Source organism: Gammaproteobacteria bacterium CG11_big_fil_rev_8_21_14_0_20_46_22 (assembly GCA_002796245.1).
In the GTDB taxonomy this organism is placed as follows: domain Bacteria; phylum Pseudomonadota; class Gammaproteobacteria; order UBA12402; family UBA12402; genus 1-14-0-20-46-22.
Genome location: PCWT01000043.1, coordinates 1 through 11,658 on the forward strand (window position 1 = coordinate 1; position 11,658 = coordinate 11,658).

The window sequence follows — 11,658 nt, forward strand, 5'->3', positions numbered from 1 at the left end:
CTTTTATTAACTCGTGATAGTTTGAAGTATCAGCTGGCTTTTTATACACCAAATAAATCGCAAGCTAAAGACATGCGTTGTTCACCTTATTGGAGCGATAAATTTCATGGGCTGCCATCTTCAACGATGCTGCTTCCAGAATACAGCGGTATTCGATCTCAAGGTGAAGCCTATGCGAAAAAGCTCAAGGACGCAGGTGTTGCAATTAATAAAGTGATAATACCCGGGCAGACGCATAATACACCGATTTGCCGAAAAGTATTAAGTGATGGTGAAGACCCTGCTGTGGTTGCGGGTAATGCGTTAAAGAAAGTGATCAATTAAGAGGTGAAAGATGCCAAAAGTTAAAATAAGTGATGCATATTTATTTTTCGATGTTTATGGTTCCCAGTTAAGCATTACGGAAACTGGTGTCAAAGAAAAGCCTACGCTAATCGTGCTGCATGGTGGTCATGGTATAGCTGATCATACTTTATATGTTAAGTTTTGGTCGCAATTTTCAGGCATCGCCCAAGTTATTTTTCTCGACCAGCGTGGATGTGGTCGTAGTGACCCCTGTGACTCAAGCGGGTGGAATTTAGCGCATTGGGGTCAGGATGTTTATGATTTTTGTCAGGCACTTAACATTAAAAAACCGATAATTGCCGGTGTTTCAATGGGTGGCCATGTGATGTGTGAATATGTGAATCGATACCCTGAGCACCCAGGTGCATTAATCTTTTGCAATACAGAGGCTAAGCTTGACCTTGAGGCTATGGTCGAAAAATTTGATGAGCTTGGGGGAAAAGAAGTTGCTGAGATCTGTAGACAAAACTATTTATCTCCTACGCCTGAAAGTGTCGACGCATATCAAGATCACTGTATTCCTTATTATGCGAAGAATGCTTATACTCGTGCAGAAGTGAAGCGTTGCCTTCAGCACCCTGAGATTTTTGAGCATTATTGTCAACATGAAATGATGCGGTTTGATTATCTTGATACGCTAAGCAAAATAGCTTGTCCAACATTATTGATGGTGGGTGAGCAAAGTCCCGGGCATCCACCAAAGTGTGCGCAGTTAATGAAGGATAAAATCAAGCCAGGCTTGGTGACTTATCATGAATTCAAGGGTGCTGGTGCGCCTGTTTATAATGATTCACCTGAAGAAGCCTATCAGGTGGTCCACAAATTTATTCAATCTATTATTGCAAGCGAGGGCTAATCAAATGAGTGAGATGAAAAATCAATCAATCCAGCCGAAATCATCTGCTTTTTCTCAGAAAATCAATGTTGGTGATATTGACCTCTTTATCAAGGTGCATGGATCAAACCTTGAAAACAGAGTTGACCCTGAACAGGCCACGTTAATTTTCAATCATGGTGGGCCAGGCATGGACCATACGATGCATGAGGCGTATTGGTGCCAGTTTGCGAAAGCAGGTATTCAAGTGATATTGCCCGACTTGCGCGGTACGGGGCAGAGTGAGTATGGTGATAAAGAAAAGTGGACCTTAAAGCAGTGGGGTCAAGACGTCCATTCGTTGAAAGAAATGCTGGGCATCAAAACCCTGTTCGTGGGTGGAATGTCTGCGGGTGGTTATGTAAGCTATAGCTATGCGGCGCAATACCCCAATGAGGCCGCCGGCATTATTATTTGCAATGCTGAGCCGTATAATTCATTAGCGCGTATTTTAGAGGGCTATCGAAGAAATGTCGCTAAAGCGGGCGGCGATGTTGAGGCTGCTGTTGAAGGTGCGCGGCAAATGTTTACGAATGCAACGGCTGAGTCGGTATCACACTATTTTAAGTACTGTATTCCCTATGCGGGCTTTCCTAATCCGCCTAAAGAGCACGCGGAAAAATGTATTCAAAACCCTGAAATGTCAAATTGGTTTTATAGTAAAGAGTTTTTTGGTTTTAACTTTTTACCAGAATTACCCAAGATACAATGCCCAGTGTTAATATTAGCCAGTGATGGTAGTCCAGTACACCCAGTAGAAGCTTCTAGAGAAGCCGCAGAAGCCATTAAACCTGAATTATTGCACTACCATGAGTTTTTGGATACAGGTTGTGAATTGTATAGTTTTCATCCGGAGGCAGTTTATAAGATTGCCGTCGATTTTATTCATCAATACAGCTAATTATTTTACTGGGAGAACGTTATGACAGAACTAACCGCATTATCTGCGACCACTTTAGCAACAGGCATTAAAAATAAAACCTATTCTTGTGTTGAAGTCATGCAAGCGTATTTAAATAAAGTGGATCAAGTTAACCCGCAACTAAATGCGGTGGTTCAACGTTTAGACCCTGAGATTGGCATGCAACAAGCTAAGCACGCTGATGAGCAATTAGCCAGTGGAAAGCCTGTGGGGCGATTACATGGCTTGCCGATGACAATCAAAGATCATATTAAAGTGAAAAACTTTGTCGTGACGCGGGGCTCATTAGCCTTCAAGGATTATCGCTGTGATTGCGATGCCCCTATCGTGGCAAAACTAAAAAATGAAGGCGCTATTGTCATTGGCATCACGAATATGCCAGAGCTGGGCCCCGCATTTGAAACCGATAACGATGTTTATGGTCTTACTAAAAACCCGTACGATCTTTCTAAAACGCCAGGTGGCAGCAGTGGCGGAGAAGCCGCTATTATTGCCAGTGGCGGCTCTACCCTGGGTATTGGCACCGATGGCGGCGGTAGTGTTCGACTGCCTGCGCATTTTTCAGGGATTGCAGGTATTAAACCGACGCAACATTTAGTCTCTTGTGTTGGCAATGTGCCAGCAGATGGTGGTATCGGCATGGTGTTTTACACACCAGGGCCTATGGCACGATATATTGAAGACCTTAGATTGGTATTGCCTATCATTTCAGGTCCTGATGGCGTCGACCCACACGTGATGCCGCTTAATTTACCCATGAAGACTAAACCATTAAATGAAATGCGAATTGGCTATTTAGTCAATAGCAGCCAAACGACAGCCGATCGAGATACGCAGGCGACGATGAAAAATGCGATTGACGCTTTAAAGGGCAACGTCGCTGAAGTGACTGAAGTTGACTTTTTGGATATTGATTATATCGGGCAGTTTCATTGGGAGACATTTTTCTATGGTGGCGATCAAGCCAAAGGTTTTATGAAAATACTGCAAAATGAGGGCTTGAAGAAGTTCTCACCGACCCTACAGCGATTTTTTGATGGGGCTGCACAGTCTGAGCTATTTGATGCAGGCGAGCTAAGGCGTCGTTTTTTCGAGGCGGACCAAATTAGAATGCAAACCTTGCAACATATGCAACATTTTGATGCCATTATATTACCAGCGTGCGCCACACCGGCGAAACCTTTTGGCACAACGCAGGCCAACATGATGGATTTTAATTACACCATGGCCTTTAATTTATTGGGTTGGCCAGGCTCTGTTGTGCGATGTGGTACATCTGAAGAAGGGTTGCCTATTGGTTTGCAAGTGGTTGCAAAGCCTTGGGGCGATTATACAACACTTGCTGTAGCCGAATACTTAGAAAAAAGCTTAGGTGGATGGAAAATGCCTACTCTTAACCAATAAGATAATATGTGACTGGTCCTGAAAAAGTGAACGCCCTGTTTAGCGACTTTTTCGGCGTCAGATCAATGGTGCTAGCAATATATTACCGTGAATTAAAAATTATTTAAAACAGACAGGGGGGTGAAAAATGATGAAAGCCATTCAATTTAAACAATTTGGAGAACCAGACGTTTTAAAGCTGGTTAGCCTAGCCACACCTGAAAATAGCAAAAATGAAGTTTTGATCAAAGTCCATGCGGCCGCGTTAAATCCTATTGATTACAAAATACGTGAAGGCAGTAGCTTTGTATCGAAAAAGCTCAAAGATCACCTACCATCAGGCTTAGGATACGATTTTTCGGGTGAAGTTGTCGGCTTAGGGAATGATGTGTCTCATTTTGACGTAGGTGATAAGGTGATGGGGCTTGCTGGTTTTCCTGACCACCCTTGTTGTTATGCGCAATATCTTTGTGCATCACCCGATACCATCATAAAAAAACCAGCAAATGTTTCATATTCAAAAGCCGCCGCTTTGACAACAGCGGGTTTAACGGCTTTGCAAGCGCTTAAACTGTCTCATGTCAAAGCAGGCGATACGGTATTGATTCATGCCGGCGCCGGTGGCGTTGGGCATTTGGCAATTCAATTGGCCAAACAAATAGGCGCTGCGGTCATCACGACCGCTTCCAAGAAAAACCATGACTTTCTACAAGCATTGGGCGCAGACCAATGCATTGACTACGGTGAAGAAGACTTTAGATATGCTATTGGAAAACCTGTTGATGTTGTGATTGATTTGGTGGGTGGTGATGTCGGGGCCCAGTCGATTGATTGTTTGGCAGCCAATGGCATACTTGTGACTGTGCCAACCATTACGGCAGAAAAAGTGATAGCCGCGGCGAAGGATAAAAACCGAAAAGCACTCGGTTTATTGAAAAAGGATAATATGGAAGACCTTCGTTATTTAGCAGATCTAGCCAATGAAAAAAAATTGAAGGTTGAGATCTCACATCAGTTTCGCCTTAATGAAGCGATCGCCGCACATCAATTGTTAGAATCTGGACATGTGCGCGGGAAGCTGGTTTTTAACATGGAGTCAATAAAGGAAATCCTGCCATGAATGTTATTGATGAGAAATACTTACAGTCATTAAAATCAGCTTTTAATTTTGCCGAAAAGAAAAGTTTTTGCCAAATAGCCACTGTCGAGAAAACGATTGATGGCTGCCTGCCAAAATCTCGAACTGTCTTATTGTATCTGCTTGAAGAACGAAACGCATTTCGATTGACGTGTAGTACACAAACTCATAAATGGATGGAGCTTAAGGCCACTCCTAAAGTGACCGGGCTTTATTTAGACACTGAAACGTATACGCAATATCGTTTTGAAGCAGATGCCACGCTGATTGACAACACAACAGAAGACGAAAAAGCATTATACGAATCAAGCTGGGCGGCCATTCGCCCTGATCTTCGCCATGTTTTATGGCAAGAATACTTAGACGATCCGAACGCCAGTTATAATATCGATGAAATTTTTCCACACCATGGTACCGTTCTTTTAAAGCCATATTACTGGGATATTTTTAAGCTTGGCCTGGAAGACTTTGCTGACTCCAGACGAACCCAGATGGTGTTAAAGAGTGCTCAATGGGAAATCCATGATAATGGGCCAAGAATTTGTTCTTTGGATATTAAAAGGTAAACTTTGATTGATTTATAGGGGTTAATAATGAAAACCGTTTCCGTATTATCTGTCACGAATAATCCTGACATTGTTCAGCAGTCTCAGCTAGATCCTTATAGTTCGAGCGACTGTCAGTTCAAGGTAGCATATACTCCAACTGAGTTACGAGAAATCACCTCTCAAGAAGAAGCCAATATCGTCTTGCCATTGGCTCTTGATCAGTTAAAAGCAGTTGTTTATGAGCAACATGGTCCTCGAATACAGCTTGTAGACCCAATAGCAGTGAGCTTGGAGTTTATTAAAACGATTATTTAATTAATCAGTGTTGAGTTGAAAAAGAATGGCCACCCTTTAATGGGTTATATTGTTAACAAGGACAGCTATGGTTAAACGTATCTTATGTTATGGCGATTCAAACACCTGGGGGTATATCCCGGGTTCTTTAAACTTGGAAACAGGCTATGTGGCTCGGTTCAATGAAAAAGAACGTTGGCCAATGTTGTTAGAACAATTGTTGGGCCTGGACTATCGGATCATTGAGGAAGGTTTAAATAGTCGGACAACAAACCTGGATCGCGAAGACCTTCCTGCTAAAAATGGGTTAACATATTTGTTACCTTGTTTGGAGTCCCATGCACCACTGGATTTAGTGATCATTATGTTGGGCACGAATGATCTTAATGTTTTATGTAATCGCACGTCTCAAGCAGTGGCCTCAGGTATTGAGTCATTAGTTCATTGTATTAAGAAAATGCCTTGTGCACCGGATATGATAAGCCCTGCTGATGTTTTGTTGGTCGTGCCGCCTCGTCCAGCACATGAAGAGGGATTTTCACCACAATTCAAGGGGGCTATCGAAAAATCAAAAGCGCTGCCTGAGCTATATGAAGCGATATCAATGCGTGAAGGGTGTTATTGCCTGAACGCTGAACCCGAGCCTTTAACATCAGAGATTGATGGTATACATTTACATAAACAAGGTCATGAACGTTTAGCTCGTTTAGTTTTTGAAAAGGTAAAAAATATTTTTGAAGAGAAAATCTGACATGAATTTATACTTACCAGAACGACATGAAAAATTAACGGATAAAACATGGTCTGAGGCTACGGCTAAGAAGATAGCTACAGAAATTGTTGAATTAAGCTTGGCGGCATTTGAGGGTGAAAATTTATGGCCAGTGCACCCCAACTTAAACGAAGAATACCATCTGAAAAAACCGATAACAGGTTTATGGCTTGGTGCGGCGGGTTCTATGTGGGTGCTTGATCGCTTAACAGCCTGTAGAGAGAGATTTTTACCTTATTTGGATTTGCTGGTTGATAAACACGCACAATCTGTTGCTGAGTTTGACCCAATAATTGGGGTGTTGCCAGATTCGCCCGGCTATTTGATTGGTTTGAGTGGCATTCATTTATTACGATGGAAGCTTTCAAAGGGTAACAGTGTTTTAACAATTTTAGAAAAACTAATTAAACAAAACATTCAAAATCCAACTAATGAATTGATGTGGGCTGCGCCAGGGACCATGTTATGCGCGCTATATTTATTCCACGAAACACACGATCAGCGGTGGTTAGATTTATATCAACAAGGTGTCGACTATTTATTTTTAACTTGGGAGCTTTTGCCAAAGCAACATTACTATGCTGGGTTCAGAATATGTACGGTGCCAGCGAAGTTTACTTAGGCTTAGTGCATGGTTTTGTCGGTAATGTGTTTGCATTGCTCAAAGGCTTCGATTATTTGACAGATCAACAGAAAAATTTACTGATTGAAAGAACACAAGATACCATATTAAAAACAGCCATATCAGATGAGCATTTTGCAAACTGGCTACCCTGTGTCGGTAATCCTTGGCCTGGCGCGCAAGATCCTATGTTGCAATTATGTCATGGCGCGCCTGCTACAATAATTGGTGTGGCTGACTTATGGCCTTACGTGGATGAACAGTTTAATGAGTTGCTTTTAAAAGCTGGAGAGCTTATTTGGCATGCGGGGCCTTTGAAAAAGCCGTGGGGTTTATGTCATGGTACAGCGGGTAATGGTTATGCTTTTTTGAAACTTTATAAAGCCACAGGTAATCAATTATGGCTTGATCGGGCCAGGCAATTTGCCATGCATGCTATCGAGCAATATCAATCGATGAAAACACAGTATGGTGAAATTCGTACGGATAGTTGGTGTGGCGATTTGGGTTTGGCGCTGTACTTGCAAGACTGCATAGATGAGTGTGATCAATTTCCGATGCTGGATTATTTTTAGAGAAGAGGAATGAATATGTCGAGTAAGCTAAAGGTTAAGTTAACGGGCGTACCGCAAACTCTCATGTTACCTTTATACGGGCGGGCAAAGTTTAGTCGAACGCCTAATAAGTTTATTCAAGACCAAGAGGCTATTCGACTGCTTGAGTCGATTGATTATGACTTTTCTTTACTTGAAGACTCATTGAGCGAATTGAGTACGCTGACATGGGCAATTCGTGCTTGGCGGTTTGATCAGGCACTGCAAAGCTATTTGAAAAAATATCCTGAAGCGACAGTGGTTAATCTTGGGGCGGGTCTTGAGACGGCTTTTTATCGCAATGATAATGGGCGGCTCACCTGGATTGATTTGGATCTTCCCGAGGTTATCGAGCTTAGAAAAAAACTATTTCCAGAAAATAATCGCGTTAAGCTGCTCAGCCAATCAATTTTTGATTTTTCTTGGATTGACCAGGTGAAAAACAAAGGAAAAGGCGTTTTCTTTATGGCAGGTGGCCTTTTATTTTATTTCAATAAAGAACAGGTTGAAACAATATTTACAAAACTGGCAGAAAATTTTAATCAAGCAGAAATTATTTTTGACGGCATGTCAGATCGATTTGTTAAACAAGCCAATAAGATGGTCTCCAGTGTGAACATGTCGGATGCATTAATATCTTGGAGTTTAACGAGCGCGAAAGATGTTACAGTCTGGCATTCAGATATTCACATTGTTGATCAAGTGCCTTATTTTAAAGGGGCTAAAGGAATGTACCTTAAGTCACCACTGCTTTTTTTGCGATTATTGTTATCTGACATGAGAATGGATGCTGCGATATATCATTTAAGGTTTGGTGAAAAAAGTTGATGTCTTAATATAAAGATTGATTAATGAAGAATAAACAATGAAAGTTCGTCATTATCGGTAGCGCAGTATCATATTAATGTTAATTTATTGACACCTGGCAGCACAGATACACCAGGCAATGCGACATTTGTTAATGATCCTGTGGTCAGTGAAAAAATAAAACAGAATACCCCCACAAAAACAGGCTTCATGCAACCAGAAGATTTGGCGGGCCCGGCTGTATTTCTGGCCAGCGATGAATCCAGTGCAGTGCATGGCCTAGACTTGATTGTCGATAATGGTGTATCAGTGGTTTCAGTTTAGTGATTCTCGTGATAAGCCTGACGCTCTATTTTTCTGCTGTTAATAGCCGAAGCGGAAAATATTCATTTTGATTGAGTAATTTTTGTTCAATTTTAAGTGGTTTGCATAGGCTTTTTTCTACATCACTAATGCTGGCATCTTTGATGCGTAAAAACTGTTGTTTAATCTTTGATTGAATTTCTTTATGCCAAAAGCTTTGTATGCTTTCGGGCATCATGGTTTGCATGTATTCGAGTGAGCGTTTAAATATCACGCTTTTCTCTGTAATGTTTTCTGGCCAATAATCAAGGATAATTGCAGCGGTATCGTAGCTGGAAATTTCATCGATCATCCAGTGAACACAGGGTTCCGGTAAAAAATAGATTGCACCTTCAATAATGAAAATAGGGTTGCTGCAATTGGGAAAGGCTTCTTTGAGTTTTTGCTGTTTTTTGAATTCATCCAGTAAATTGAACGCTTGCATGTCTGCATGATTCCTGGCTTTTGAGTCTAGGAAACTGCTTATTTCAGATAAGCGTTGGCGTCTTTCGGTAATTATTTTAGGTAAATCGGTATCGATGTAGAGGTAATTGGGGTATTTTAAATAGAGGCAATCAAGTAATAGCGAAAATCCCGAGGCAAATGAGATTACGCTATCATATTTTTGTGTTTCGAGTAATCGCGAAGTTTCTTCAAATATATAGCCTGCCCTAACGCTCACTTTTCGATTGACGAGCGGGTATCGGTGGGCTTGAATAAAATGTTCAGCTTTTTTGTATCCTTCGGTGCTGGCAAACTTTTTACTGAGCGAGTCATGACTGATTTCTGGTTCACTACAGCGATATATCGCTGTCATTTCAGCAGAGCTAATTTCTTTGTTAATGGTGTTATTAGTTATCATTTAATTCTTTTGTGATTGAGTTGGATATAATTTATTGTGTGAAATTGTATCACTTTCAGGGCGCATCACTAAAACTTTTTTGTCGAATAATCCACTGACCATTAATGCAAAGCAATCTTTATGATAAGATGTTGCTCTCAAAGCTTTTGGTTGGCATCGGAGAGGTTTCGACTGTCACAGGAATTCCACAACGTCAAATTCGTTATTGGGAAGAAAAAGGTATTGTCGCTTCTGTCCCCAGTGAAAAAGATGCTTCGACACGGCGATATGATTATCCCACGATTAAGCGTATGATCTTGATTAAAGAGTTATTAGATGAGGGCTATACCTTAAAAGCCGCTGTTGAGAAAGTGAATGCGCGTTATGAGCGACTTGATGTTGCGTTTAAACGCTTAAAATGAATTCGCACTATCTGCAGTTAAGCAATGAGTTTTGGCGCTTCAAATGAGCTAGGCATTAAAAACGAGAATAAAAATAATAAGCATTATAACTGATTGCTTTATAAAAGGCATCCATCAATATCGATAGATGAACCCGTGATATGATTTGATTGATCGGAACAAAGGAAATAAATAGCATCAGCAATTTCTGCTGACGATGCAATCTTTCCTAAGGCAGTTTTATTAGCCATTAATTCATTTATTTTTTCTTCGCTGACCTTGGCTTTTTTTGCAGCAAGCTTTCTGGCTTGCTGGAGAAGCGGGGTGTCGGTTGGCCCTGGATTTACAGTGTTGATTCTTATGCCGTAACGCCCGAGAAACTTGGCTGCTGATTTGACAAATCCTGCTATGGCAGCAGTGCTGGTACTATTTGCCATTAGGTTAGGGTCTGGACGCTTAGATAAAATGCCATTGACCAAAACGACAGTGCCCGGTACTTTTTTTATTTTCATGAGTATAGTTATTGCTGAAGTGAGCCTGATCACGCCTAATACACAGCAATCTAAAACTAGGCTTAAGTCATCGTAACGTGTATTGTGGAGATTGCCGCGCTTCACAATGCCAGCAGCATTAATAAAAATATTTGGTTTTATTCTATTGGTTTTGAGTGACGCTATGAATTGATCAATTTCTTTGTTTTGCGTTAAGTCTAAGGCGTGTGTTTTAATTATTTGCTGGTTAGAGACACGGTGTTTTTTTAATTGTTTGAGCTGTTGGTTAAGCTTGGTTTTTGATCGGCCTAGTAGCACCAGTGAATAACCCTCGCCAATAAGTTTTAATGCCACTTCAGCGCCGATGCCGCCAGTAGCGCCATTGATGATGCCCCATTTTTTATCGTTAACCATGCTGCTTTACTACTAAATCATTTGACTTGAATTGTAGTCATTTTAATCAAAAATTGCTATATTAGTGCCAGTATTTGTTCATAGGCAATGTTTTTTATCCCTGTATATGTATGAGTTGTTTATTTGTGCCGGCTTGGGATGCGAAATATAAGAGTGGGGGGGTAATGGAATCATTAAATAAGCCGAAATTAATCAGCTTTGAGCTTTGTCCATTTGTGCAGCGATCTGTCATTGTTTTAAAAGAAAAAAATGTAGATTTTGATCTTGAATACATTGATCTTTTTAACAAGCCCCAGTGGTTTCAAAAAATTTCTCCATTAGGTAAGGCGCCTGTGTTGCTGATAAATGGTCAAGCTATTTTTGAATCGGCGGTCATTGCGGAGTTGCTCGATGAAGTCTATTTACCCAAATTGCACCCAGTTGACCCTTATTTGAAAGCAAAAAATAGAGCTTGGATTGAGTTCGGTTCAAGTGCGATAATTACTTTGTTTATGGCATGTACGGCAAATAGCAAAGAAGGCTTTGATCAAATGCGAGAAAAAACCTTAGGTATGTTGGCAACACTTGATCGAGAGGTTAAGGGACCATACTTTAATGGCGAAGATTTTTCATTATTAGATACGGCTTATGCCCCATTTTTTATGCGAATTAGTAAACTCGAAGAGATGTATCCGCTTAATTTGTTAAATCAGTTTCAGTGCCTTCAAAGTTGGTCAAAGAGTTTGTTGGCGCGAAAAAGCGTCATTTCTTCTGAAATTCCTGATTATGTTGAAAAATTTAAGACTTTGTTGGAAAAGAAAGGCTCGTATCTAATGACGATTTCAGAGAAGTAATCGCTGTGAATATTAGTTCGCCATTAAATAGCCTTAAG

The 11,658-nt window shown here is 40.9% G+C and carries 15 protein-coding genes; 13 read left to right on the forward strand and 2 right to left on the reverse strand.

Annotated elements, in window-relative coordinates:
* The 11 genes from COV52_05070 to COV52_05120 all read left to right on the forward strand — a co-directional run.
* On the forward strand, positions 1-324 hold a 324-nt coding region (locus COV52_05070), incomplete at its 5' end, for a hypothetical protein (protein PIR11168.1).
* 10 nt (positions 325-334) lie between these two features.
* Positions 335-1,201 carry a hypothetical protein gene (locus COV52_05075; GenBank protein ID PIR11169.1) on the forward strand — a complete coding sequence of 289 codons (867 nt, stop codon included), beginning with the start codon at positions 335-337 and terminating at the stop codon, positions 1,199-1,201.
* On the forward strand, positions 1,098-2,120 hold the full coding sequence (locus tag COV52_05080) for a hypothetical protein (protein PIR11170.1): 1,023 nt from the start codon (positions 1,098-1,100) through the stop codon (positions 2,118-2,120). Before COV52_05075 ends, COV52_05080 begins: the two co-directional genes overlap by 104 nt.
* A gap of 21 nt (positions 2,121-2,141) precedes the next feature.
* Positions 2,142-3,545 carry an amidase gene (locus tag COV52_05085; GenBank protein ID PIR11171.1) on the forward strand — a complete coding sequence of 468 codons (1,404 nt, stop codon included), beginning with the start codon at positions 2,142-2,144 and terminating at the stop codon, positions 3,543-3,545.
* Positions 3,546-3,675: 130 nt separating this feature from the next.
* The gene (locus tag COV52_05090) at positions 3,676-4,644 is read left to right on the forward strand and encodes a quinone oxidoreductase (GenBank protein PIR11213.1); all 969 of its coding nucleotides are present in this window, start codon (positions 3,676-3,678) and stop codon (positions 4,642-4,644) included.
* Positions 4,641-5,228, forward strand: coding sequence for a hypothetical protein (locus COV52_05095; protein ID PIR11172.1), 588 nt, complete (start codon positions 4,641-4,643; stop codon positions 5,226-5,228). Before COV52_05090 ends, COV52_05095 begins: the two co-directional genes overlap by 4 nt.
* Before the next feature lie 27 nt (positions 5,229-5,255).
* A complete protein-coding gene (locus COV52_05100) occupies positions 5,256-5,525 on the forward strand; it encodes a hypothetical protein (GenBank protein ID PIR11173.1) in 270 nt (89 codons plus the stop codon).
* 67 nt (positions 5,526-5,592) lie between these two features.
* The gene (locus COV52_05105; protein PIR11174.1) at positions 5,593-6,255 is read left to right on the forward strand and encodes a hypothetical protein; all 663 of its coding nucleotides are present in this window, start codon (positions 5,593-5,595) and stop codon (positions 6,253-6,255) included.
* A gap of 486 nt (positions 6,256-6,741) precedes the next feature.
* On the forward strand, positions 6,742-7,473 hold the full coding sequence (locus tag COV52_05110; protein PIR11175.1) for a hypothetical protein: 732 nt from the start codon (positions 6,742-6,744) through the stop codon (positions 7,471-7,473).
* 9 nt (positions 7,474-7,482) lie between these two features.
* Positions 7,483-8,319, forward strand: a complete 837-nt coding sequence (locus tag COV52_05115) for a hypothetical protein (protein PIR11176.1) — start codon at positions 7,483-7,485, stop codon at positions 8,317-8,319.
* 30 nt (positions 8,320-8,349) lie between these two features.
* Positions 8,350-8,622: a hypothetical protein gene (locus COV52_05120; protein ID PIR11177.1), complete on the forward strand. Its 273-nt coding sequence runs from the start codon at positions 8,350-8,352 to the stop codon at positions 8,620-8,622.
* Positions 8,623-8,647: 25 nt separating this feature from the next.
* Here COV52_05120 and COV52_05125 read toward each other — a convergent pair whose 3' ends face one another.
* Complete coding sequence (locus COV52_05125) at positions 8,648-9,502, reverse strand: hypothetical protein (protein ID PIR11178.1); 855 nt, start codon at positions 9,500-9,502, stop codon at positions 8,648-8,650.
* A gap of 104 nt (positions 9,503-9,606) precedes the next feature.
* Between COV52_05125 and COV52_05130 the strand changes: the two genes are divergently transcribed.
* A complete protein-coding gene (locus COV52_05130; protein ID PIR11179.1) occupies positions 9,607-9,903 on the forward strand; it encodes a MerR family transcriptional regulator in 297 nt (98 codons plus the stop codon).
* A gap of 98 nt (positions 9,904-10,001) precedes the next feature.
* Here the strand turns inward: COV52_05130 and COV52_05135 are convergent, their stop codons facing one another.
* A complete protein-coding gene (locus tag COV52_05135; GenBank protein ID PIR11180.1) occupies positions 10,002-10,787 on the reverse strand; it encodes a hypothetical protein in 786 nt (261 codons plus the stop codon).
* 164 nt (positions 10,788-10,951) lie between these two features.
* On the opposite strand from COV52_05135, the gene COV52_05140 reads away from it, so the two are divergent.
* Entirely contained in the window at positions 10,952-11,620 is a 669-nt protein-coding gene (locus tag COV52_05140) for a glutathione S-transferase (protein ID PIR11181.1), read from the forward strand.
* Positions 11,621-11,658 lie beyond the last annotated feature (38 nt).